The organism is Bacillus sp. AFS040349 (genome assembly GCF_002577655.1).
Taxonomy (GTDB): Bacteria; Bacillota; Bacilli; order Bacillales; family Bacillaceae; genus Metabacillus.
The window spans coordinates 1-24,118 of record NZ_NUMC01000156.1; the positions used below are offsets into that span (position 1 = coordinate 1).

The following is a 24,118-nucleotide window of genomic DNA, read 5'->3' on the forward strand; positions in this document are numbered from 1 at the left end:
CCTTATGGGCGCACAACCTCTCTTGGGTGTACTATACTAGCGTTCAAACTTCCGATATGACAGACATTGATTGATACTGGTTGGTTCTTAGTATCCAGTGAGGCTACAATAAAATGCTCTCGGTCCTTATCTTCAAGAAACAATTTCATAAGATGATAGCCGTCCTCTGGTGACCTCACTGACCGTTCTTTGTACATTATGCTTGCTTCCTTAACTAGTTTAAGCGATACAATATTAACTCGTTTTGCGGATTTACTCATTGTATATTCCCCCTAAAAATTAAAAGGCAATGTACAGTTTAGTTTTGCATCACCGTACATTGCCCTTTATATAATCAGGAAAATAATATATATTTACATGGTCATTTTGTTACGCAATATGATTATTTATTAATTGCTGCCTCTAATTCCAGTTCTACCTGATAGTCCTGTTTACTCATTGATAATGTATAAAATGCCGCTCTTGCAACATGCCACCCCATTACAGGTGGTACAGCATTTCCAATCATTTTATAAGCACTAGAAGCTGAGACAATGAAATTGAAATCATCTGGGAAGGATTGAAGCCTCGCACACTCTCTGACAGAAAGTCTTCTCCAACCTTCCATATTTGCCTCATCATGTGGTATTAATGTTCTATAATGAGCTTCTATATTACCATGATGTTCCGCTCGAATGGTGCATGAAGGTCTGTCCATATATATACGATTATTACCTTGCATTTTTTTCCCTGGATAAAACTTAGCCTTCGAATAGTCCTTACTTGTGTGATTAAATATAGCAGGGGAATCTATTTTATCCCATAGGTCATCAATAGCGTCTTTTGAAGTTTTCCAAGCTTTTCTTCCAAACTCTCCATGTTCATCATGGGTAGCTAATGGATAATAAATACTATTGTAAATTTCCTTTTTCACACCAAAAATAATTACTCTTTTTCTTATTTGTGGTACACCGTAGTCAGCGGCATTTAACACCTTATATTGAACTACATAACCATTATTTTCAAAATCTCTTAAAATTTTATCTAATGCTGATAAATTTATATTTTTATTGGTCTTATTTGTTCTTATTCCATCAACATTTTCTGCAACAAACATTTTTGCATCACAGTGTTTAATAACTCTAATCATGTGTTCATAAAGTCTACCTCGTTCAGTCATCAAACCTTTTCTTTTACCAGCTAGACTAAAATCTTGACAAGGAAATCCTCCAATTACTATATCAGCTTTTGGAACACAACTTAAGTCCATTTCCGATATATCTTCTTCAACACCCTTATGTTTAAAATTATGCTCATAAACCTTCATGGCTGCCGAGAATATATCATTAGAAAAAATAATATTAAAAGGGTTTTTTTCATATTTTTGACCTAAAAATTCAAAATCTCCTCGAAATCCCAGGTCCATCCCTCCACAACCACTAAAAAGAGATACAACATTTATTTTACGTTCATTTTCTAATTTTAACTTATGGACATCCACTTCAAGTGGTTTATCTTCATAATATGTTTCAAAACTCATATAGTCACCTCCGACGTTTGTATTGTATAATTGTAAAATCATTCCTATATCCACAAACTATTCAAGGGGGCTTTTTAATGATAGAAGAAGCGCTAAAAATATTATCAGAAAAAATACACCAAGATAACGAATTGTTTCAAACTGTTCTAAGTGGTGATGATTTCGAGAAAACCATCTTAACTAAATTCAATGAATTAATAACATCGAATCCAGAATTAGGTATCAAGAATGTAGAACATAACGGCTCTCATTCATTTCCCGATTTAAAAGTCACCTTTACCAATGATAGCATATACGGTGTTGAAATAAAATTCTCTGCTTCTGGAAATTGGAAATCAAAAGGTAATAGTGTCTTTGAAAGTCTATCTAATAAGGAACAGGACGAAAAGGCTTATAAGGAAATTTACGTTTTTTTTGGAAGGAAGCCTAAACCAAAAGAAGAATTATCTTCTTTAGAAGTTAAGTTTGCTCCCTACGGCTTAAGTGTTGATAGAATTGAAGTTACTCATTCTCCTAGATTTTCTATTAACATGGCTAACTCTAAAAGTAACCTTTCTAAGTTATTTGGTACTACTGGCACTTACGCAGAGTTTCGTATCAAAAGTAACCACGAGAAAAATGACTTATTACGGGAATATTTCAGTAAAACAATAGAAAAAGGGTCGTCAGATAAATGGTATTTACCAAAAATATCAAACGAAGACATAGTAAATGTTGAGCCTATTTTATTCTCAACTCTAAGTATTCCACAACAACGAAGGATTTTAGCTGAGTCATTTATACTTTATCCAAAGGACCTGTTCGGAAAACAAGCAAACTATACAAGGGTAGCATCTCATATGATATCGGAACACTTTGTATATGGTACTTCATTAAGAGATTGCTTCTCTGCTGGTGGAAAAACTGTTATTCTTGAAAAAGAAATTAAATATCCAAGGATTCTTATGACATTTTACACGCTCACCCCCACAATTATGGAATTATTGCTAAATCCACCATATGATAATTTTGAAGAGGATTGTTTTTCTATTTGGGATGAATCATTTAACGACAATCCCAATATTCAAATTGACAAAAATATCGATTTAGAAACTAACTACGAGAAAATAATTACTCATTTTAAGCCTTTAATGGAAATTCAAAGTGTAGAAACTGATAAAAAAACAGATATTAATATTGACCTAAGAAAGTTCTACTTTCGTAAAGAAGAATAATCAATTTAAACATTGAATAGAGGTTGTCTCAAAGGTTTAATTAAATTTTTGAGGCAATCTTTTCTATAATTATTAAAGTTTTGCTTCAATGCGTTTTAGAGTTTTTAATATTTCGATAAGTATTTCCTCGTTGTTACTTGGTATGGTTTCAGACACAATCATACTTAACGAAATATCATTGATTTTTTGTCTTTGAGTATTTTTTAAACCTTCCTTAAAAGCCATTTCCCAAGTAGCATGGTAAGTTTCCTTATATTCCCTAATTTCCTCAAAAATTCTTGCGTGTTCTTCAGAAAACTGTTGTCGGTTTCCTATTAAGCCTAGTTTTCTTAAATGCTTTTTAAAAAGACGAACATTTCCAATTTTATCGTTGACCTTCTCCATAAATTCTTCATCAGTATACTTATAAATAGTTCTCCCTCCAATACAATTCATTTAAAGTTATATTGACTTATATTGATGTTATTATAAGTTTAATTCATAATTTACTAATGGTCAATATACAAAACGAACATTCGTTCTTTTTTTGTTTTTTAAATACAAAAAGAGTAATCTTAAAAGACCACTCTTCAATAAAAACCTCATTTACTTATGATACGGTTCACCAATTATAGGTAGTAAGTATTTCTAATGTAAATTTATTTCAGAAACTGTCACAAATTCATACCCTTCTTCATCTAAAAATTTCAATACCAATTCTACTGCTTCGACAGTCGATTTATGAATATCGTGCATTAAAATTACAGATCCATCTTTGACGTTCTCCTTAACTATGCTTAAAACCTCATTAGGATCGTGTGATTTCCAATCCAATGTGTCAATTGTCCATAAAGCCGGAGGTATGCCGATTGCCTCCCGTACTAGATCATTAAAGGCGCCATATGGAGGCCGGAAAACAGTAGGTTGTTTCCCAGTTGCATTTTGTATTACCTCATTCGTTGCTTGGACTTCCTCTTTAATTTCTTCTAGTCCAAGGGAAGTTAAATTCTTGTGACTCCACGTATGATTCCCTAATTCATGACCTTTTTCTGCAATCATTTTGGCAATATCAGGATAGAAATCAACCCTGTTTCCTAGCATAAAAAAGGTGGCTTTAGCATTATACTCATCTAGTAGTTGGAGAATCTCTAATGTATTAGTAGGGTGTGGTCCATCATCGAACGTTAGAGCAACGTGCTTACCACTTGCTGGAGTGTCCTTATCCGAATCTTTATCTAAATCATTTTCATCACTCGGTTCCGGCTTTTCCGGTAGTTCCGGTACTTCATTGTCCTCAAGGTCCATTCTTTTTTTCCACTCATCTGTTATTAAATCTCTCATTTTATTAAGTGGTATGGAGATTTCTGGTGAACCTGCAGCACCTGCTGTAACTACGTATTTATCAAATTTAAAGACAACAGACTTATTGGTGAGAAACATATTTTGAAATTTATTGTTCTCATCTTCAACCCACTTCTTTAATTGATCCTTAAAAAAATATAAACTATATTCCTCTGATTGTTCAAACTCATTAAGTAATAAATGGTAAATTTTATTCCTATTCTGCTCATTGTCAATTAATATTTCTGTTTGTTGTATAAAGTTATTGTTATTAATATCTACTAGAAACACTTTTGAACTTTGAATCCCATTTGCTCCGGAAACAAAACTTTCCTTATTGAAGACAATGGAATAAGTATCTTTAGCAATTCGATGGATATCAAAAAAAATATACAATGTGGCAGGATATTCCTTAAGAAATTCCGTGTTTTTCTTTACCTCGCTTATAAATTCCTTTTCGGATTTCATTACATACTCACTAATTTTTTTATTCAAAGTTTGATCATAAAATTTCGGGTAATGAATGGCTATATTGTGTGTCATTTCATCTGTTATTTCGGTAATAATATCAACACCGGGATACACAGAGTGGTCCGTTTCCTTGCTACTTTCGTTATTTTTATTTAAAAGGTCATCATCACCCTTTAAAAGAAAATAGGATAATAGAATAACGCCTAAAATACCAAAGATAATGAGAATATAAATAGTTGATTTTGTTGGTGTCATAAAACTACTCCTAGTTGATTTACTTGATGTTAACTTATTATATGCCTAAAATCACCCATTTACAATGAATGGCACTATTGATAAAGATAACAATTCATTTGGTCGTACAACATGTGGTAAGCAAATCGTTAACTATCAATGAGATAGATTAATTCCTAAATTAAATCTAACCACTCCTTATTTATTATTACATATACCCTTTGTTTTACCACTATTTGTGATACGGTTCCCCCCTATTAATCCGAAACGCCCGATAAACCTGCTCTACCAAAATCAACCTCATCAACTGATGCGGAAACGTCATTTTTGAAAATGAAAGGCTATCATTCGCCCTCTTCATCACAGTATTACTCAACCCCAATGAACCTCCAATAACAAATGCGACCTTACTCTTTCCATATGTAGCGAGCTGATCTAAGTCTTTTGCTAGTTGCTCTGAGGATTTCATTTTTCCTTCGATGGCTAGTGCGATCACGTGTGTGTCGTCGCTAATTTTGCTTAGAATTCTTTCTCCCTCTTTTTCTTTTACTTGCTCCATTTCTATTTCGCTTAGATTTTCTGGAGCTTTTTCATCTGCTAGTTCAATGATCTCGATTTTTGCATATGATGATAATCGTTTTAAATATTCATCGATTCCTTGCTTTAGGTATTTTTCTTTTAACTTACCAATTGTAATGATTGAGATGTTCATATCTTTTCCCCATTTCGAAACTTTCATTATCCACAGAAGTTATCCACAAATATGGATTTTTATCCACATTTGTCAACAAAATTACTCTCCAACTATATATACAGCCTGCTTTTCACAAAGTTGGCATGTTGTGGATAACTTTCCACCTTGCTCAATTTTTTCTATTTCTGGTGCTATTTCTTTTTCATCTACATACATATCTATTGCTAATTCAATATGGTCTTCACAGCAATACATTATCTCTTCCTCCTTATCCACATGTGGATATTCTATTTTTATTTTAACCTAAATCACAAATCTTAGTTTTCCACAGGTCTTTTTAGTCAAAAAAAGAGAGCTGAAATCAGCCCCCTAACATGTCTTCTTCTCCTAATTTCATTTTACCAGACATCTTCTCACCATTTCGATAAAATGTTAACTCAATGGTATCGCCAACTTCTTGATTATAAAGGATTTTCCTTAAGTCAATGATATCCTTTATATTTTCACCTGCAAACTGTGTAATCACATCAAATTCTTGTAATCCTGCTTGTGCTGCTGGTGAGACTGGGACAACACTCATGACAATAACACCATTGTTGATATCTTGTGGTAGCTTTAATGTTTGTTCCTTATGATAAGATGAAACTTCATTTAAAGATCTCATGCCGATTCCCATGTAAGGACGTCTTACTTCACTATACTTTTCTAAGTCTTCAATAATCGGTATTGCATGGTTAGCAGGAATTGATAATCCAATTCCCTCAACAGCTGCTTGAGCTATTTTCATTGAATTAATTCCAATAACCTTACCGTCTAAATTAATAAGTGCTCCACCACTGTTACCAGGGTTAATTGCAGCATCTGTTTGTAATACTTCAGCATTCCAATCTACTTGTCCATCACCGTTCTCATCAATAGGAATTGCTCTTTCTGTTCCTGAAATAATTCCTTGTGTAACCGAACCAGAAAATTGCAAGCCAAGTGGATTACCAATTGCAATAACAGGTTCACCTGGTTTTACTGCATCTGAATCACCAAATTGAGCTACCTTCGTAATTTTATCAGCATCAACTCTTAAAACAGCAAGATCTGTTAACACATCACTGCCTAGTATTTCAGCAGGAACTCTTGTCCCGTCACTTAAGCTGATTTCTACTTGTGATGCTCCCTCAATAACATGGTGATTCGTTACGACAAAAGCATTTTTTCCTTCTTTTTTATAAATGACTCCTGAGCCAGTACCCGCTTCACCGGTTTCACTCCAAAACCCGGCTTCCTGCAGATTAACAACACCAACTACAGCATCTGATACCTCATCAACGATACCAGTAATTGCTGAGTTTACATCAACTGATACATTTTTAATCGGTCCAGTATCTTCAACTGTTTCTCCTTGTTGATCTGTACCTTCTTCGCCAAGGTTCATTTCATAAGGCATAAAATTTGTTAATGCTGGCAAAGCAAAGAACACTAGAAGGCCTCCTAAAACAGCCCCTACAAGTCCAGCTAAAAACCAGCCTCCACGGTTTCCCTTTTGCCTTTTCGCATCATAATTTTCATAATCTTGATCATAATAGCCCATTATGTTCACCATTCCTTTCACATGCTATGAATAGTGTTTACCTAATCAACATTATTCTCTTATACAATGAAAATTAACCAAGATGATGACGATTTTCTGTTATTTCGTTTTATTAAATAACCTGTTAACCCTCTACTGTAGAAAACACCATTTCTTACTAACTTTAAATAGCTACAAGCGAAGTCGGGGTTGATGGGTCTGTATCATATAATTCAAATCTTTCACCTGTTATAAACCCTTTGCTGGCAAGTGTTTGTTCAACAGACATTCTGGCTAAATCCTTCATGTTATTATCCTTACTAAGATGTGCCAAATAAATTCGTTTTGTTGAATCTCCAATCACATCCATCATCGCAATTGCTGCATCTTCATTTGAAACATGTCCAACATCACTTAAGATACGGCGTTTGATACTCCATGGATAGTGTCCCATTTGAAGCATAGAAACATCATGATTGCTTTCAAATACAAAGGCATCTGCATTTTTTATCGTGCCTTTCATTCTATCACTCACATAGCCTGTGTCTGTAATAAGAGCCAATTTTTTTCCTTGATGATGAAACACGAAGAACATAGGCTCTGCTGCATCATGTGAGACTCCAAATGATTCTATATCTAACGCACCGAAGGATTTAACAGATCCTGTAGAAAAAACAAACTTTTGCTCTGTTGCAATTTCACCAACTAATCCATTCATAGCCTGCCAGGTTTTTTCGTTCGCATAGATAGGTAGTTTATGCTTTCTTGCTAAAACTCCTAGTCCTTTTATATGATCACTATGTTCATGTGTGACCAAAATTCCTGAAAGCTTTTGAATATCTCGTCCAATTTGGTCAAATAAATTAGCCATCTGTTTACCACTTAAGCCGGCATCAACTAAAAATGCTTGATCTTCTGCCTCCACATAAATGGCATTCCCCGTACTTCCGCTTGCTAGCACACTAAACTGCAAGCTCATATTATGTCACTCCTCTTTTCCCTAATCTGTTAACTGTAAAACATCACCCTCTAAGGCATTCACATAAAAATCTTGTCTCTCTTTATCTTTTGTTTCTATGATAATATGCCAAGTTGGCGCTAAAATTTGTTGATTCGAAAGTGGAATATGTGTGTAATAGCCATATTGCATGTTAACAATTTGACTATTCTCTGGAAGATAGTTTTTATTATATAGAGCCTCGATTGCCTTTAAGGCTGTAATCGTTGATTCTTGCTCCTCTACTTCCTTAATTCCCTCAAGCATTGATTGCTCATAGCCATAAATTTGATTATCCTCATCTAATTGAAGAATCACCATACCAATATGATCTAGCTTTGATTGAAATATATTTCGGTCTTTATATTTCTGAATACATATTATAGAATTAGATTCCTCATCTGTATACCAATAATGATAAAGTTCACCTGAAATAACATTTTCTTTTAAAAATTGATTCACTTTACTTTCTAAATTAACATCAGGCAATGGAAATGGTTTGGTTAGCTTCATTTTTAATGAACGAAAGGATTCTTCTTCAATATTTGTATTTGTTACAACTAATGATTGTTCTTTATCATTAAGTTTACTAACTTCTTCAAGGGTGAAATCCTTACTTTTTGCCGTTATATAGAAGCCCTTGCCGATATCTTCAGGTAAGTCACCATACTTAATATCCTCAGCTGCTAGCTTTTCCTCCAAGGTTGCTTCTTGCATAACTGCATAATCCGATTTATCTCTTAGTTCAAAGAACTCAATTGCTAAATAGATATCTAAGATTAGAAATGCAAGGATAAAAATGGTTTTCGTTTTACTCCAATCCACCTTTATCCCTCCCTTGATTCGCATTTAGTTTCATTAGTGTGCCATCTTTCATCTCAATGCACCATGAAGGTGTTAGTTTTACATATTTTTGATCTGTAGAGCCACCTAACTCGTATGCAATATAAATATTTTCAATCTTTGATTTATCAATTGATTGATCAGCTTTCAGAATTTCAGCTACCTCTTTACCTGATATCAGACTAATAGGATTGCTGCTTGATATCTGCGTCATTAGCTGGTATGAAGGACGTTCATAAATAGCAATTTCACTTTGTCCCCAGCGCTGCGAAATCATAGTTGGACCAAAATATTCCTCTGTTGATGTTAAGACCGGAATTGAACCGATCGACATAACATATCGAATTTGCTGATTGGACTTATCTATATTAAATAAAAGATAATCATCTGTCCATCCACCATGATCATTTAAATAATTAATACTCTGTTCTAATAGAAGATACTCCTCCAATACACTTGATTCAGTTAGTGTTGGATTCACAAATCTTACCAAGTGCTCATTTGGAAAAATGTTTAGTTCTCTTTTACTATCAGTGTACCGATTACTTGAAAAATTCACATCCTGCTTAACAAGCCGAGGATTGCTAAATAAAGCATCCTTAAATCTTTCATCCCCTATTTCATCTGTTAAATACTGATAATTATCCAGTTCTATTTTATTTTCAGGAAGCATTATTTCATTTCCTACATCTGTCTCAAAGGCAAAGTAAGAAGTAAACTCACTTTTTTTATTATAAATAGTTGAAACAAACTGATTTGCATCGGGTAAATTAACAGAGGTTTCAACAATTTTGAGATTTTCCGTTGACACAAAGTAAACCTTTTGAGCTTCTTTTTCATTAGGTACATTTAAATAAATACGATCAAAATTAATGGAGTCATTTGTATCTGTATCCCATTCAAACATCGATTTCATCGTCTCCAACGGTATTCCGTCGAGGAACCTAAGTTCTATTTTAGCCTCTGCTTTACTATGAATCCAATTATTAAAATTTTCCTCTGTATATGTTTGAGCAATGTTCTTGTTGTTTCCTAAACTATAATTCCAGTCCTGCATTTCAGTCCAAAGAGCTTCTAAATACTGATCATCCAATGTACTAAAGTGAGCTTCAGGCGTATGAATATATAATTGTCTTGGCCTAATTACTTGATAAGGAGTTCTCCTCTCAGGGCCAATTGGAACACTTTCAAAGAATGAATTATTTTGAAACTCTTCATATGAGGGCTGAAGGTTCCACATATTCCAAGTAAAAAACAGACTAATGATCACCAGTACGGTTAAAGTGGCGCTTTTTATAGATTCTTTATTCATTCCCACTCATCCTCTTGTTCAGGGTCATATGGTAAGGTAAAGAATACAGTTGTTCCCGCTCCTTCCCTACTTTGAGCCCAAATATCTCCTCCATGTGCTTGGACCATTTCTTTCGCAATGGCTAGTCCTAAACCTGTTCCACCTAGTTTACGAGTTCGGGCCTTATCCACTCGATAAAAGCGATCAAAGATTTTATTTACACTTTCTTGAGGTATTCCTACCCCTTCATCTTTTATCCGAATTTGCAACTCAGCAGGTAATACATCCACTGTAAAAATAACCTTTCCACCCTCTGGTGAATATTTAAGTGCATTAGAAATAATGTTATCCAGCACTTGGGTGATTTTATCTGTGTCAATATCTACATAAAGGGGATCGTTTGGTATATTTCTAAAAAATGCTACATGCTGCGATTTCGTCATTTCAAACCGATCAATGATCTTTTGAAAAAAGTCAGTAAAATTGATCCAATCTTTGTTTAGCTTATAATCAGTACGATCAAGCTTTGATAATTGAAGTAAGTCGTTTACTAATCGAATCATTCGTTCTGTTTCTGTTTGTGTAACATTCAGGAATTGTGGTGCAAGTTCATCATCCTTCCAAGCACCGTCCGCTAATGCTTCTAAATAGCTCCTCATCGTTGTTAATGGTGTCCGTAACTCATGTGATACATTAGCAACAAACTCTCTGCGTTCTTGCTCTATTTTTTCCTGCTCTGTAATGTCATAAAGAACAGCAATAAGTCCCTCATTTTTCCCTCGTTCTTTTTGTATTACTGAAAAACTAACACGAATGATAAATGGATGTTCATTCGTACCCGATTCAAGAATAAGTGATTCTTGTTCTTCTAATAAACTTTCAAATGTATATTCTTCACTTATTCCTAATAGCTCTGTGATATCTGTGTTATTCACCGTTCCACGTGAAACATTCAGCATGTCTATTGCTGGATTGTTAATAAGAATAACTTTTCCTTCACGATTTGTTGCAATAACCCCATCAGTCATATGGGCAATAACAGATGCAAGCTTCTTACGTTCTCCCTCTGTCATAGCCTGTGCATCTTCAAGTTTTTCCGTTAAATAATTGAAGGTGATAGCCAACTGACCAATTTCATCTTCACCATATACTCTAACCTTTCGTGAGAAGTTACCATTTGCTAGCTCAATGGCCTGCTTCCTCATATCTGTCATTGGCCTAGTGATTGTTCTTGCTAGGAATATCCCTAAAGCAGCAGTAATTGCCAATGAAAGAATGGTTCCAGTAGCTAAGATTTTATTGATAATTCTCATCTGAGAAAAAACTTCTTCCATTGATGCCATTACATACACAGCACCGATTGTTTGGTTATTTTGATTAACAGGAACGGTCATAACACGCACACGACCTGTGTTTTCATAAATAAACACACCGCTGTAATCCAGACCTAATAAGGCACGGTGAACAGTTTCTTCCGTTGTTTTCTTCCCGACTATATCTTTATTAATATCAGATGTTGCAATGACTGTTTTACTCATATCTATTACACGTACTTCAATAATTTCCTCTGTAAGAAAGTCATCTAAAATCGTAGTAATCTCACTCGTTAATGTCTTTCCATCAGAATATTCCTTAGGATCTCGAGACATTTCTTGTTCAATATTATAAACTAGTAAGCTAACGCGATTTGTTAAGGAAGCCTCAAAATTTGCTTTTAAAGAGGATTCCAATTCCTTAACAAAATAAATTCCGATAATCTGCATTGCCATCATAATAAGTAGCACATATACCGTAACAAACTTAAAATGAATGGATTGAAAGAACCTAACCCTTTTCATATGATTATTCCTGTTCTGATTGTTTTAGATAGTAGCCTACTCCACGTCTAGTTACAATCCATGTAGGGTGACTTGGGTTATCTTCAATTTTTTCACGTAAACGTCGAACTGTTACATCAACTGTTCTGACATCGCCAAAATAATCATAGCCCCAAACTGTTTGTAGCAAGTGTTCTCTGGTCATCACTTGACCAATATGTTGAGCTAGATAGTGAAGAAGCTCAAATTCACGATGTGTAAGTTCAATTGTTTCTCCACGTTTTGAAACCACATAAGCATCAGGATGAATAACTAGTGATCCAATTGAAATTTCGTTATTAGATCCTTTTGTTTCAGCTGTATCATTCGCCTGTTGTCGTCGAAGGTTGGCTTTTACACGTGCTAGTAATTCTCGTGTACTAAAGGGCTTGGTTACATAATCATCAGCACCCAATTCAAGCCCAAGTACTTTATCTATTTCTGAATCCTTTGCTGTTAACATAATAATCGGCATTTCATATTTCTTTCTAACTTCACGGCACACTTCCATTCCATCTTTGTTAGGAAGCATAATATCTAGCAAAAGAAGATCCGGATTAATTTCCTCTACCATTTCTAAGGCCTGGTTGCCATCATAGGCACAGTAGACTGTGTATCCTTCTTTTTTTAAATTAAACTGTAATATATCTGCAATTGGTTTTTCATCATCAACAACTAATATCTTTTTTTCCATATTCTCGCCCCTTTAATTTTGGCTCTGCTAACTTGCTTTTTGTGAAGTTATTTTAGTGTTGTCTTTCTTCCCAAACTACACTATGATCACGTCAAAAAAACTTTAGCATCGTTCTAGTATGACAAGTTCATGCTTATGTTTAATGTACCACTTTCAAAGAAGAGATTCATCTTTTTCAGGGTCTTTATGAACATTTTCATTAGAAAAACTCGGCTTATCGCCAAGCCCTAATGTCGAAAGCCTTAACTTTTCTTATACGATCATCCTTAAAATTTTATACTTTCTGATAGTATAAATAAAAGTTTAGATTTTCTTTTCAAGTGGTAAAGAGTAATAGAACGAAAAAAAGGACTGACCTCCAAATTTGTGTCAGACCCCTCTTTCATTATTTTAAGTAATCAACAGGATTTTTCAAGTTACCATTTTCATAAACTTCAAAATGCAGATGAACTCCTGTAGAATTCCCTGTTGTTCCCATTATACCGATTTTTTGTCCCTGAGAGACAACCTGACCAACTGAGACAGAAATTGAATCTAAATGAGCATAAAGTGTTGTTATACCGTTGTTATGGTCAATAACAACCTTATTTCCATACCCACCATCAGATCCAGCAGAAATCACCGTACCATTATCTGCAGCCTTTATTGTACGATCACTAGGTCTTGCTATATCAATTCCTTTATGTAGTTTACCCCAGCGCTGCCCTAGACCGCTAGAGATATATCCTCCAACTGCCGGCCAAGCCAGATCACCACTACCTCTTGATGGAATTACCTTCGTACCTTTTATAATGATTTCTTTGACAGGTTCCTTTACTACTTCTTCCTTTACCGTTTCACGTTTTACTTCAGTGCCATTTTGTTTATAAGTAACATAGTTTACTAATTTTTCACCATTCTGACCCTTTTGAGATACTTCATCTTCCCCTTTAGGCAAATTCGCATCTTCGCTTATTTCAGTTTCAAATGCAATAGTCTCTTTTATGAATGATTCTTCTTTTATATTTACTGTAACATATGGCTTTAATACGGTTACGTTAAGCAAATCACTAGATTGAATAACAGAGTCTTCCTTAAGACCGGGGTTTAAACTTAATAATTCTTCAAGAGTTAAGTCATGAGCCTCAGCAATATTTCCAAGTACATCATTTTCCTGTACCACATACTGTTTATCTTCACGAGATCCCTTTTCTAATAAGTTTAACCCTTGCTTAGAGCTAATGATTTTATCCGGAGATACCTTTTTCGTTTCGAGCAAAACATCTTCTGAGAAGGTTACATCCACTATCCTAGATTGTCCTTCTTTAAGAGTAGCTGGTACTTGATTAGTAGCAATACTCTCCTCTATTTCCTTTAATACATCTTCAGAAACATATTGAAGCTTATATTGCTTTAAAACAGCCTCAGCCTCTTCTTTGCTTTTAAAATAGGCAACTTCTTTTTCATTAATCTTTAGTGCAATAGATTCCACTACAACATCTAGGTCTTTTTCTAAAGAACGAACTGTTTCATTGTTATCATAAACCGGTCTGAACATTTTTTCTGGTATAATCTCTAACTCTTCAATTGTTAAATTAAGATCTTTATATGTTTCTTTTATATTACTGATTTTTATCGTAGCAACTTGTTCAATCACATTTTGGTTATCTACTGTCCCCATATACTGACCATCAAGATAAACATGATAAACGGTAGATAATGAGTTTTCAGCTTGTGCACTTACACTATGCGTTCCGAAAGTAATCGTTGCAGCTAATGCAATTCCCATTGTCATCTTCTTGCTAAAAGAAACAGGGTTATGTAAATGCTTTTCTTCTAAACTATTAAAGCGCTTAAACAATGGAATTTCCTCCTAAATCTTTTCTAAGAAACTCAGGAAGCCTCTTACAAATGAAACTAGCAGACAAAATCATGTCGGCAATTTTCACGTAATAATACACTATATTACTCTAACACAAAAAAGTATGACTTTTGATTCAGTCATGAAATTGTAATACTAATGTATCATTTAGTTATATAGTCGTAATATAGAGTAAAATTTACTATAGAATGCTAGTCACCTTACAATATACGTCTTATATATAGTTTTTTTGACGTCAATTAGGATTGTTTTACAAGCCTGCAATCATTTAAACTTAATCAGTTCACAGAATCGGGATCCGGGCATTGAATACCTCTCAAGAATAAAGGATTTTTGCAACTACTTTAAGTTTATTTGCAAGTTTTTTATTATTTTTGCAGCTTATTCAATTTATCAAACAACTATAGATGTTATTTTGTAACTTCATCAATTATTCTTGCATTCAACATATTTTTAGATTAGTAACTGTCTAACTTTCTTAGAAAAAATAAAAAGCATGAATCAAATATGATTCATGCTTTTTTAAGTGGCTCGGGACGGAATCGAACCGCCGACACATGGATTTTCAGTCCATTGCTCTACCAACTGAGCTACCGAGCCGTATAATTAGGTTGCATCTTTTCGTAAAGATTTTATTTCTAGGTTAACGAACCTATTATCTTCACTTTAGATGAGTTGAATATCAGGTTTGTACTTAGTAATCGTCCTCATCTCAGGATGATTATTCAAGATATAGCTCGAGGAGTACGCTGAAGTTTATTCAGCAAAGTTTACTCGTTCGTGCTCTACCAACTGAGCTACCGAGTCCACTTTTAATATGTATATATAAAAAGAAAGTATTTCTACTTTCATTATTGTATATGTATGGCGGTCCGGACGGGACTCGAACCCGCGACCTCCTGCGTGACAGGCAGGCATTCTAACCAACTGAACTACCGGACCATACAACTATATAATAGATTAAAAGATAAAGTGACCCATACGGGATTCGAACCCGTGTTACCGCCGTGAAAGGGCGGTGTCTTAACCGCTTGACCAATGGGCCATTGTCATAATAACAATGGTGAGCCATGAAGGACTCGAACCTTCGACCCTCTGATTAAAAGTCAGATGCTCTACCAACTGAGCTAATGGCTCATCTTATAGTGATGATTATAAATATGTTTACCTCTTGTAACAGACACCCAAGTCTCAGTAAGGATAATCTAGGAGCAGCTCGATTTGTGCGCTGATGTTTCGCTTCGCAGCTTATTCATTCGTGCTCTACCAACTGAGCTAATTGCTCTCTAAAAACAATTTGTTCTTAACAGGACAGGATCTATCTTACCACATACTTTTATAATATAGCAATATATTTATCAAAAAAATTATTTTTATTTTTCCAAACCCATATAATAGCATTTAAAAAGAGAAGAAATTGTTATAATCTCTTCTCTTCTCATTAGTCATTAGCTATATACACTACGAATCACGTTTGTTTGTGAACGATCTGGTCCTACTGAGAAAATGGATAATGGAATACCTGTAAGCTGTGAAATGCGCTCAATGTAGTGTCTTGCATTTGCTGGCAGTTCACTTAGATTACGTACACCAGTAATATCTTCCGTCCAACCTGGTAGTTCTTCATAAACTGGCTCACACTCTGCAAGTACTTTTAAGCTTGCTGGGTATTCATTAATCGTTTCCCCTTTGTACTTATAAGCAACACAGATTTTTAATGTTTCGATGCCTGTTAATACGTCAATTGAGTTTAAAGAAAGATCTGTTAATCCACTTACTCTTCTTGAATGACGAACAACAACACTATCAAACCAACCTACACGACGTGGACGTCCAGTTGTCGTTCCGTATTCACGACCAACCTCACGAATTTGGTTACCAATTTCGTCATGTAATTCCGTAGGAAACGGGCCATCACCTACACGAGTTGTGTAAGCTTTTGATACACCAACAACGTGGTTAATTTTTGTTGGACCTACACCAGAACCAATTGTAACACCACCAGCAACTGGATTAGAAGATGTTACGAATGGGTATGTACCTTGGTCAATATCAAGCATAACGCCTTGTGCCCCTTCGAAAAGTACACGGCGTCCTTCATCTAAAGCATCATTTAAAACAACAGAAGTATCAACAACATATTGTTTAATTTGTTGTCCGTATTCATAGTACTCATCAAGAATTTCTTCTACTGTGAAGCCTTCTACTTCATAGAATTTTTCTAATAGACGATTTTTTTCTTGTAACGCACGAGATAATTTTTCTTCGAACGTATCACGCTCAAGCAGATCAGAAATACGAATTCCTACACGTGCAGCTTTGTCCATGTAAGCAGGTCCGATTCCTTTTTTCGTTGTACCAATTTTATTTGCACCTTTACGCTCTTCCTCTACCTCATCTAGTTTCAAGTGATATGGAAGAATAACATGTGCACGGTTGCTGATGCGTAAGTTATCTGTTGTGATTCCACGCTCATGTAAGTAAGCAAGTTCTTGTACAAGTGCTTTTGGATCGACAACCATTCCGTTTCCAATCACACAAATTTTATCTTTATAAAAAATCCCCGATGGAATTAGATGTAGCTTATATGTTTCTCCACCAAATTTAATTGTGTGACCAGCATTATTACCACCTTGATAACGAGCGATCACCTCTGCATTTTCAGAAAGGAAATCCGTAATCTTTCCTTTACCTTCATCTCCCCATTGAGTTCCAACAACTACTACTGAAGACATTCCGTGCACCTCCACTAATTTCGCACTATTCAAACATGTTTATTTTAACAGTCGTATTTTACAAAGTCAATGTAAATACGAACATTTATAAAAAATACGTAATATTTGTTCGTCATTTAATCACATTTTATAAAAGAAGAGCAGAATTTTGTTTAGTCATACTTTTATTTTTATTGTTTCCAATTAAATAGGAATAATGTTACTAGAAAAACTTTGCTTATAATCATTTTTTCTTACATAAAAAAAGAAGACCGTATTTTCTACGATCTTCTTCCTCTATGCGGCGCCGTCATCAAAACGCCGTTCAAGATTGACGAACTTATTATATTCTTTTACGAATGCTAACGAAACTGTCCCAACCGGACCGTTACGTTGCTTAGCAATAATAATTTCAATGATGTTTTTGTTTTCAGATTCCTTATCATAGTAATCGTCACGGTATAAGAAGGCAACAATATCGGCATCCTGCTCAATACTTCCTGATTCACGAATATCAGACATCATTGGTCGCTTATCTTGTCTTTGCTCAACACCACGAGATAGCTGAGAAAGTGCAATAACAGGAACTTTCAATTCACGAGCTAGTTCCTTAAGTGTACGAGAGATTTCAGATACCTCTTGTTGACGGTTATCGGTTCGACCATTACCTTGAATCAATTGAAGATAGTCAATAAGAACCATGCCTAGACCACTTTCTTGCTTTAGGCGACGGCACTTAGCACGGATGTCACCGACACGAATACCAGGAGTGTCATCGATATAGATTCCCGAGTCTGATAAACTACCCATTGCCATAGTTAGTTTACCCCAGTCTTCTGGTGTTAAAGAACCCGTTCTTAGCCTTTGTGCATCAATGTTTCCCTCTGCACAGAGCATCCTCATGACCAGCTGATCCGCACCCATCTCAAGACTAAAAATCGCAACATTTTCATCTGTTTTGGTTGCAACGTTTTGCGCAATATTTAAGGCAAATGCCGTTTTACCTACAGATGGACGTGCCGCAACGATGATTAAATCATTTCGTTGAAACCCAGCTGTCATTTTATCTAACTCAATAAATCCTGTTGGAATTCCTGTTACATCACCTTTACGATCATGTAATGTTTCAATATTATCATACGTTTGTACAAGAACATCTTTTATATTTTGGAAAGCACCAGCATTTTTTCGCTGTGCAACTTCCATAATTGTTTTTTCCGCCTCACCTAGGAGAACCTCAACCTCATCTTCTCTACTATATCCATCTTGTGCGATGGTTGTAGCTGTACGAATTAACCTTCTAAGGATTGATTTTTCTTCTACGATTTTAGCGTAATATTCAATGTTTGCAGCAGTTGGAACTGAGTTTGCTAAATCACTAAGATAAGAAACTCCTCCTACTTCTTCTAGTAAATTTACATCTGCTAACGCTGAAGTGATTGTTACAAGATCAACCGGCTCTCCTTTATCAGATAGGTCTAACATAGCATTGTAAATTTTTTGGTGTGATGCTCGATAGAAATCTTCTGGGATTAATAATTCTGATGTTACAGTAATAGATGATGGTTGGAGAAATATAGCTCCTAAAACAGCTTGTTCTGCTTCTATATTTTGTGGTGGTATACGATCACCAAGTACCTCGTTAATGATGATCACCGTCCTTCTACATTTATTATGAAAGTATAAATCTATTTATTATTATACACCTAAGTGCCATACTAAAGAATTGGGAAGTTTTATTTGCTTAGCTTGTTTCTTTTTAGAAAAAGCCTGTTTAACACTTTATTAAGTGTAAAAAAAAAGTGGCTAAGCTTCAAGATAAATTTCTCTCTTTCCACAAAACCACATCATTTTCCATAATTTACTTATTGTCCTTTAACCTGTACTTTAATCGTTGCATTTACTTCCGGATGCAGCTTTGCAGGTACATTTGTAAATCCTAAAGAGCGAATGCCATCAGGTAAATCCAGCTTACGTTTATCAATTTTAATATTATGTGATTTTTTCAGTTCATCTGCAATTTGCTTGCTTGTTACTGAACCAAATAAACGGCCGCCTTCACCAGATTTTGCTTGAATTTCAACTGTTAATTTTTCAAGAACATCCTTTAGCTGCTTCATTTGTTCTAGCTCTTCCACAGCTTCTTGCTCCTGTTTTTTCTTTTGAGCATTTAATGAGCTAATACTTGAATTTGTTGCTTCAACAGCTAATCCTTGTTTGATAAGGAAATTGTGAGCATATCCGTCTGCTACATTCTTAACTTCCCCTTTTTTCCCTTTACCTTTAACGTCTTTTAAAAAGATTACTTTCATGATTTGGTTCCTCCCTCTAAATAGTCTTCTAATGCTAATTTTAACTGTTTTTCGACTTCTTGTAATGTTGTATGCTCCAGCTGTGTTGCTGCATTTGTTAAATGGCCACCACCACCAAGTGCTTCCATAATAATCTGAACATTAATGTCACCAAGTGACCGGGCACTTATGCTTACAAACTCAGGGTTTCGTTTCGCAATAACAAATGATGCTTCAATTCCATTCATTGTTAATAATGTGTCTGCTGCTTGTGCAATTGTCACTTGCTCGTAAAATTCCTGCTCATCTGCCACAGTAATGGCAATGCCATCTTTAAATATAAATGCATGCTGGATAAGTTGAGCCCGCTTTACATAGCTATTGATATCTTCTTTTAGAAACTTTTGTACTAAAACTGTGTCTGCTCCTTTTGCTCTTAAATAAGAAGCTGCATCAAATGTACGTGAGCCTGTTCGAAGTGTAAAACTCTTTGTATCAACAATAATTCCTGCTAAAAGCGCGGTAGCCTCAATTATATTCATTTTAAGATGCTTTGGCTGATATTCAAGTAATTCGGTCACCAATTCTGCTGTAGACGAAGCATAGGGCTCCATATAAACAAGAATGGGATCTTTAATAAATTCTTCTCCACGTCGATGATGATCAATAACAATGACATGCTCACTTCTCATGAGCAATCGGTCATCAATGACTAATGATGGCTTATGTGTATCAACAACGATAAGCAGTGTTTCGTCTGTCATAATTTCGAGTGCTTGTTCTGGTGTGATAAATCTTGACCACAGTTCAGGGTGTAATTTAAGCTCTGCTAAAAGCTGTTCAACTCCAGAATCAGTTGCTTCCGGATCTAATACAATAAAGCCTTCTTTTCCATTAACCTGACAAACTTTAAGGATCCCGACCGCTGAGCCAATTGCATCCATATCCGGATACTTATGTCCCATAATCATAACCTTATCGCTTTCAGACACAATTTCTTTCAATGCATGTGATATGACACGGGCACGAACTCTGGTCCGCTTTTCCATCGGATTTGTTTTTCCTCCGAAGAACTTCACTTTTCCACTAGGCTGTTTGATGGCCACTTGATCTCCACCACGTCCTAATGCTAAATCTAAGCTCGATTGCGCCAGATCGCCAAGTTCCTGAAGTGAAGAAACACCTGATCCTATTCCAATACTTAAAGTTAATGATACGTTTTGAATAGCTGTTTTTTCACGAACTTCATCCAGGATTGAAAACTTAGTTTTTTCAAGTTTGGTTAAAATGTCTTCACTCAATACTCCGATAAATCTTTCAGATGAAGTTCTTTTAAGAAAAACACCATAATCCTTTGCCCATTTATTTAAGAGAGATGTTACCTCACTGTTAATGGCACTTCTTGATTGGTCATCCATCGCCTGGGTAACTTCATCATAATTATCTAAGAAAATAAATGCTAAAACTGTACGTTCATCTTCATATTGCTTTTCAATTTCAATTTGTTCGGTTACATCGAAGAAATACAATAGCCGTTCATCACGTTTAATAATGACCTTAAATTCTCGATCATGTAATGTAATCGTCTCTGATTCTACTTCCTGTTTTATTAATGGAACTAATGAATCAGCTACATCAAATAGGGATCTGCCAACAAGGGTATCCTCATCAAAGCAGGAGGTCATAAAAGGATTTGTCCACTCAATTTGATATTGATCATTGAAAAGCAAAATCCCAATTGGCATTTCCATTAAAGCCTCTTCACCGACTTTTTTCAATCGGTATGAAAGAGTTGTAATATATTCTTTCATTTCTGTTCTAAAGTCTTTTATTGCTTTATTAATAAAATAAAAAGCAATTGCAAGACAAGCAAGAAGGATGGTTCCTATCAACCAATTATAGAAAAATAGAAGAAGTACGGCTATCACTGTTACGCCAATTAATGCATAAATGGGATAACGGATGAATGGCTTTTCATAAAAACTTGGCATTTTGTTCTCATCAACTCCTCGCAACAGTGATTACAATATCTTACTTTTTCTGTATTTTCCTACGGAGAGGAAAGCCTAAATCAATTATACCTAAGATTCTAATAAGATAAAGGAATATTGGGATGATTAATGAAGCAATTAAAATGACGACAGGAATTGCTTTTGCCCAGCCCTTGACATATGAATAGAAAAACACAAAGGAATATCCTTGCATTAGCACAAAAAATTGCAAAATAAAATAAAGATTTAAAACAGCCATAAAAAGAAAACTGTCTTGGTCGAGATTTACCATTAATAATATAGAGCTAATTAAATAGTACCAAATGATACTTGTCGGTAATCTCCATTCACGGAAGGGTTTTAAAGGTGCTAACTCAAATCTAAGTCTTTTTAAAATCGGGACAGAAATGAGATGGGTGATAACAGCAAAAACCATACCTGTTGTAACAAATAAAGTCGGTATTAATGTCGTAATATAGCCCATTCCTTCTTCAAGCTGTTCAAACTGCTGATTCATCTGTCCACTTGCATCAAAAGATTGCAAAATTGCTTTTGATTGCTGAATTGAGTCTTTAAACAGTTCAATAGAGTCTTGAATAAAGTCTATATTTAGAAAAACAATTGACCCAATATAAGATACAATAATACTAAATGTATAAGCTAAGCTACCTCCGACCAATACACCCATTGTTTGTTTCTTTTTATAAAAATAACCCATCACCATACCGCTCAAGCCAAACATAAGTGCTAATAAAATATTAGTAATAGATCCGAATAAAACTGATAGGATACTTCCTGCCAATACGAGCATAAGCGTAGTGGATAAGCTATGCCTTATTGTAAAAATAATAAATGGCAGAGGGAGAACAAAAAGGGCAAGTATCCCAATAATCGGTGCATATTTTGCTACAAGCATTAGCACAATAAAAAGTGCTAATAAAACAGCCCCTTCTGTTATAGCATTTGTTTTCCTCACAACTTCACCTCTTTTAAGAAAAAACATCCTTTAAGCTAGGAATTTAGCTCTGTTTAGTATTTCATATCGTTTGTTAATTTATTGCTCTTTTCACAAACTTACACTTTTCCTGGTAGACAAACCTGTTCAGTTTGTTCAAATATAATGTGTTACAGTATTATGTATAGAAAACGTGTACATACAGTTCTAACCTAAATTTTAGTCTTGATCGCGGTGTATTCACAAGTTCTTTTTAAAGATAAATATGACGAAAAAAGCACAGAAAGGATTAAACAATCCATCTCTGTGCTTTTCTTTTATTATTCACCAGCAACATATGGTAATAAAGCCATTTGACGAGCTCTTTTGATAGCTACAGTCAATTTACGTTGGTATTTAGCGCTTGTACCTGTTACACGACGTGGTAAAATTTTACCACGCTCAGATACGAATTTTTTTAGTAAATCAACATCTTTATAATCGATGTGAGTGATACCATTTGATGTGAAGAAACACACCTTACGACGTTTTGCACGTCCACCTTTACGTCCGCCTGCCATGATCAATTTCCTCCCTTCTATTTACAATTCATCTATTAAAACGGTAAATCATCGTCAGATATATCAATAGGTTTTCCATCATTTGCAAATGGATCGTCATCAAAGCTTGTACGACCTTGATTACGTTGATTTTGATCTGAACCGAATGGATTTTGATTGCCAGAATTCTCTTGGTACCCACCAAAGTTGTTATTGTTGTTGTAGTTATTGTTACCGCCACCGGCACCGCCGCCACTTGCTCCTCTTGGCTCTAGGAATTGGACACTTTCTGCAACAACTTCTGTTACATAAACTCGTTTTCCAGTTTGATCTTCATAGCTACGTGACTGTAAACGACCGTCAACTCCTGCAAGACTACCTTTTTTAAGGAAGTTCGCAACATTTTCGGCTTGTTTACGCCAAATCACACAGTTAAGAAAATCAGCTTCTCTTTCACCCTGTTGGTTTGTAAACGTACGGTTTACTGCAAGAGTAAAGGTAGCAACAGCTACTCCACTTGGTGTGTATCGCAAATCTGGATCTTTTGTTAGTCTTCCAACTAATACAACTCGATTCAACATCAGAACCATCCTTTTTTGACTATCTTATCTATTAATTAGTCTTCTTTTTTAATAACGATGTGGCGAATGATATCTTCGCTGATTTTCGCTAAACGATCGAATTCTTGAACAGCTTCAGCTGCAGAGTTAACTTGAAGAAGCATGTAGTAGCCATCACGGAAATCATTGATTTCGTATGCTAGGCGACGTTTGCCCCACTCTTTCGCTTCTGTTACTTCCGCACCATTCTCAGATAAAACGTTATTGAAACGCTCAACTAAAGCTTTCTTAGCTTCATCTTCAATGTTTGGGCGGATGATGTACATAACTTCGTACTTTCTCATCATCTTACACCTCCTTTTGGTCTAAACGGCCCATAAATGGGCAAGGAGCAATTAAATAAATAAATTACTCACAATTAGGTATTATAACGAATAATTAGTGAAAGTGCAAGTTCAAATAACTCATAATCCTAAAAAAGCCCACGACAGAGAGGAGGCCACTGAAAATCTG

The 24,118-nt window shown here is 35.2% G+C and carries 21 protein-coding genes, 4 tRNA genes and 1 pseudogene; 1 reads left to right on the plus strand and 25 read right to left on the minus strand.

Going from position 1 to position 24,118, the window contains the following annotated elements; translation table 11 throughout:
- Window positions 1-8: 8 nt before the first annotated feature.
- Both COD11_RS24475 and COD11_RS24480 read right to left on the minus strand, forming a co-directional pair.
- A pseudogene (locus COD11_RS24475) lies at window positions 9-260 on the minus strand (JAB domain-containing protein); the annotation flags it as partial.
- Window positions 261-382: 122 nt separating this feature from the next.
- Complete coding sequence (locus COD11_RS24480; protein WP_218012759.1) at window positions 383-1,561, minus strand: DNA cytosine methyltransferase; 1,179 nt, start codon at window positions 1,559-1,561, stop codon at window positions 383-385.
- A 35-nt stretch (window positions 1,562-1,596) separates the two neighbouring features.
- Here COD11_RS24480 and COD11_RS24485 point away from each other — a divergent pair, with 35 nt between their 5' ends.
- Window positions 1,597-2,733 (plus strand): hypothetical protein, encoded by a 1,137-nt coding sequence (locus COD11_RS24485; RefSeq protein WP_098799510.1) that lies wholly within the window; start codon window positions 1,597-1,599, stop codon window positions 2,731-2,733.
- Window positions 2,734-2,805: 72 nt separating this feature from the next.
- Here the strand turns inward: COD11_RS24485 and COD11_RS24490 are convergent, their stop codons facing one another.
- The 23 genes from COD11_RS24490 to rpsF all read right to left on the minus strand — a co-directional run bounded on the left by COD11_RS24490 (window position 2,806) and on the right by rpsF (window position 23,949).
- Window positions 2,806-3,117, minus strand: coding sequence for a hypothetical protein (locus tag COD11_RS24490; protein WP_098799511.1), 312 nt, complete (start codon window positions 3,115-3,117; stop codon window positions 2,806-2,808).
- A gap of 243 nt (window positions 3,118-3,360) precedes the next feature.
- Window positions 3,361-4,779, minus strand: a complete 1,419-nt coding sequence (locus tag COD11_RS24495; protein ID WP_098799512.1) for a polysaccharide deacetylase family protein — start codon at window positions 4,777-4,779, stop codon at window positions 3,361-3,363.
- 211 nt (window positions 4,780-4,990) lie between these two features.
- The gene (rlmH, locus tag COD11_RS24500; RefSeq protein WP_098799513.1) at window positions 4,991-5,470 is read right to left on the minus strand and encodes a 23S rRNA (pseudouridine(1915)-N(3))-methyltransferase RlmH; all 480 of its coding nucleotides are present in this window, start codon (window positions 5,468-5,470) and stop codon (window positions 4,991-4,993) included.
- Between the two features lie 81 nt (window positions 5,471-5,551).
- On the minus strand, window positions 5,552-5,707 hold the full coding sequence (locus tag COD11_RS24505; protein WP_176551234.1) for a CxxH/CxxC protein: 156 nt from the start codon (window positions 5,705-5,707) through the stop codon (window positions 5,552-5,554).
- Window positions 5,708-5,813: 106 nt separating this feature from the next.
- Window positions 5,814-7,034 carry a S1C family serine protease gene (locus tag COD11_RS24510; protein WP_098799514.1) on the minus strand — a complete coding sequence of 407 codons (1,221 nt, stop codon included), beginning with the start codon at window positions 7,032-7,034 and terminating at the stop codon, window positions 5,814-5,816.
- Window positions 7,035-7,197: 163 nt separating this feature from the next.
- The gene (locus tag COD11_RS24515; protein WP_098799515.1) at window positions 7,198-7,992 is read right to left on the minus strand and encodes an MBL fold metallo-hydrolase; all 795 of its coding nucleotides are present in this window, start codon (window positions 7,990-7,992) and stop codon (window positions 7,198-7,200) included.
- A gap of 21 nt (window positions 7,993-8,013) precedes the next feature.
- Complete coding sequence (locus COD11_RS24520) at window positions 8,014-8,835, minus strand: two-component system regulatory protein YycI (RefSeq protein WP_176551235.1); 822 nt, start codon at window positions 8,833-8,835, stop codon at window positions 8,014-8,016.
- Complete coding sequence (locus COD11_RS24525) at window positions 8,822-10,165, minus strand: YycH family regulatory protein (protein WP_098799517.1); 1,344 nt, start codon at window positions 10,163-10,165, stop codon at window positions 8,822-8,824. Before COD11_RS24525 ends, COD11_RS24520 begins: the two co-directional genes overlap by 14 nt.
- Window positions 10,162-11,982, minus strand: coding sequence for a cell wall metabolism sensor histidine kinase WalK (gene walK, locus COD11_RS24530; RefSeq protein WP_098799518.1), 1,821 nt, complete (start codon window positions 11,980-11,982; stop codon window positions 10,162-10,164). The genes COD11_RS24525 and walK overlap by 4 nt, the downstream gene beginning before the upstream one ends.
- Window positions 11,983-11,986: 4 nt before the next feature.
- Window positions 11,987-12,694, minus strand: coding sequence for a response regulator YycF (gene yycF, locus COD11_RS24535; protein WP_098799519.1), 708 nt, complete (start codon window positions 12,692-12,694; stop codon window positions 11,987-11,989).
- Window positions 12,695-13,079: 385 nt separating this feature from the next.
- Window positions 13,080-14,534, minus strand: coding sequence for a M23 family metallopeptidase (locus COD11_RS24540; RefSeq protein ID WP_255301702.1), 1,455 nt, complete (start codon window positions 14,532-14,534; stop codon window positions 13,080-13,082).
- 548 nt (window positions 14,535-15,082) lie between these two features.
- Window positions 15,083-15,155 (minus strand) — tRNA-Phe (locus COD11_RS24545).
- Between the two features lie 265 nt (window positions 15,156-15,420).
- Window positions 15,421-15,497, minus strand: a tRNA-Asp gene (locus tag COD11_RS24550).
- Window positions 15,498-15,528: 31 nt separating this feature from the next.
- Window positions 15,529-15,600, minus strand: a tRNA-Glu gene (locus COD11_RS24555).
- Between the two features lie 16 nt (window positions 15,601-15,616).
- Window positions 15,617-15,692 (minus strand) — tRNA-Lys (locus COD11_RS24560).
- 311 nt (window positions 15,693-16,003) lie between these two features.
- Window positions 16,004-17,290 (minus strand): adenylosuccinate synthase, encoded by a 1,287-nt coding sequence (locus COD11_RS24565; protein WP_098799520.1) that lies wholly within the window; start codon window positions 17,288-17,290, stop codon window positions 16,004-16,006.
- Between the two features lie 276 nt (window positions 17,291-17,566).
- On the minus strand, window positions 17,567-18,916 hold the full coding sequence (gene dnaB, locus COD11_RS24570; RefSeq protein ID WP_098799527.1) for a replicative DNA helicase: 1,350 nt from the start codon (window positions 18,914-18,916) through the stop codon (window positions 17,567-17,569).
- Window positions 18,917-19,134: 218 nt separating this feature from the next.
- The gene (gene rplI / locus COD11_RS24575) at window positions 19,135-19,581 is read right to left on the minus strand and encodes a 50S ribosomal protein L9 (protein ID WP_098799521.1); all 447 of its coding nucleotides are present in this window, start codon (window positions 19,579-19,581) and stop codon (window positions 19,135-19,137) included.
- Window positions 19,578-21,551 carry a DHH family phosphoesterase gene (locus COD11_RS24580; protein ID WP_098799522.1) on the minus strand — a complete coding sequence of 658 codons (1,974 nt, stop codon included), beginning with the start codon at window positions 21,549-21,551 and terminating at the stop codon, window positions 19,578-19,580. The genes rplI and COD11_RS24580 overlap by 4 nt, the downstream gene beginning before the upstream one ends.
- 40 nt (window positions 21,552-21,591) lie before the next feature.
- Window positions 21,592-22,527, minus strand: a complete 936-nt coding sequence (locus COD11_RS24585) for a YybS family protein (protein WP_176551236.1) — start codon at window positions 22,525-22,527, stop codon at window positions 21,592-21,594.
- Window positions 22,528-22,826: 299 nt separating this feature from the next.
- Complete coding sequence (gene rpsR, locus COD11_RS24590) at window positions 22,827-23,066, minus strand: 30S ribosomal protein S18 (protein WP_026561616.1); 240 nt, start codon at window positions 23,064-23,066, stop codon at window positions 22,827-22,829.
- 35 nt (window positions 23,067-23,101) lie between these two features.
- Window positions 23,102-23,626 (minus strand): single-stranded DNA-binding protein, encoded by a 525-nt coding sequence (ssb, locus tag COD11_RS24595; protein WP_098799524.1) that lies wholly within the window; start codon window positions 23,624-23,626, stop codon window positions 23,102-23,104.
- 35 nt (window positions 23,627-23,661) lie between these two features.
- Window positions 23,662-23,949: a 30S ribosomal protein S6 gene (rpsF, locus tag COD11_RS24600; protein WP_098799528.1), complete on the minus strand. Its 288-nt coding sequence runs from the start codon at window positions 23,947-23,949 to the stop codon at window positions 23,662-23,664.
- Between the last annotated feature and the right edge of the window lie 169 nt (window positions 23,950-24,118).

Coding starts and splice junctions, on each gene's coding strand:
- COD11_RS24480 (WP_218012759.1), bottom strand. CDS start 1,561: ATGATTTTACAATTATACAATACAAACGTCGGAGGTGACTATATGAGT.
- COD11_RS24485 (WP_098799510.1), top strand. CDS start 1,597: ATGATAGAAGAAGCGCTAAAAATATTATCAGAAAAAATACACCAAGAT.
- COD11_RS24490 (WP_098799511.1), bottom strand. CDS start 3,117: ATGGAGAAGGTCAACGATAAAATTGGAAATGTTCGTCTTTTTAAAAAG.
- COD11_RS24495 (WP_098799512.1), bottom strand. CDS start 4,779: ATGACACCAACAAAATCAACTATTTATATTCTCATTATCTTTGGTATT.
- rlmH (WP_098799513.1), bottom strand. CDS start 5,470: ATGAACATCTCAATCATTACAATTGGTAAGTTAAAAGAAAAATACCTA.
- COD11_RS24505 (WP_176551234.1), bottom strand. CDS start 5,707: ATGTATTGCTGTGAAGACCATATTGAATTAGCAATAGATATGTATGTA.
- COD11_RS24510 (WP_098799514.1), bottom strand. CDS start 7,034: ATGGGCTATTATGATCAAGATTATGAAAATTATGATGCGAAAAGGCAA.
- COD11_RS24515 (WP_098799515.1), bottom strand. CDS start 7,992: ATGAGCTTGCAGTTTAGTGTGCTAGCAAGCGGAAGTACGGGGAATGCC.
- COD11_RS24525 (WP_098799517.1), bottom strand. CDS start 10,165: ATGAATAAAGAATCTATAAAAAGCGCCACTTTAACCGTACTGGTGATC.
- walK (WP_098799518.1), bottom strand. CDS start 11,982: ATGAAAAGGGTTAGGTTCTTTCAATCCATTCATTTTAAGTTTGTTACG.
- yycF (WP_098799519.1), bottom strand. CDS start 12,694: ATGGAAAAAAAGATATTAGTTGTTGATGATGAAAAACCAATTGCAGAT.
- COD11_RS24565 (WP_098799520.1), bottom strand. CDS start 17,290: ATGTCTTCAGTAGTAGTTGTTGGAACTCAATGGGGAGATGAAGGTAAA.
- rplI (WP_098799521.1), bottom strand. CDS start 19,581: ATGAAAGTAATCTTTTTAAAAGACGTTAAAGGTAAAGGGAAAAAAGGG.
- COD11_RS24580 (WP_098799522.1), bottom strand. CDS start 21,551: ATGCCAAGTTTTTATGAAAAGCCATTCATCCGTTATCCCATTTATGCA.
- rpsR (WP_026561616.1), bottom strand. CDS start 23,066: ATGGCAGGCGGACGTAAAGGTGGACGTGCAAAACGTCGTAAGGTGTGT.
- ssb (WP_098799524.1), bottom strand. CDS start 23,626: ATGTTGAATCGAGTTGTATTAGTTGGAAGACTAACAAAAGATCCAGAT.
- rpsF (WP_098799528.1), bottom strand. CDS start 23,949: ATGAGAAAGTACGAAGTTATGTACATCATCCGCCCAAACATTGAAGAT.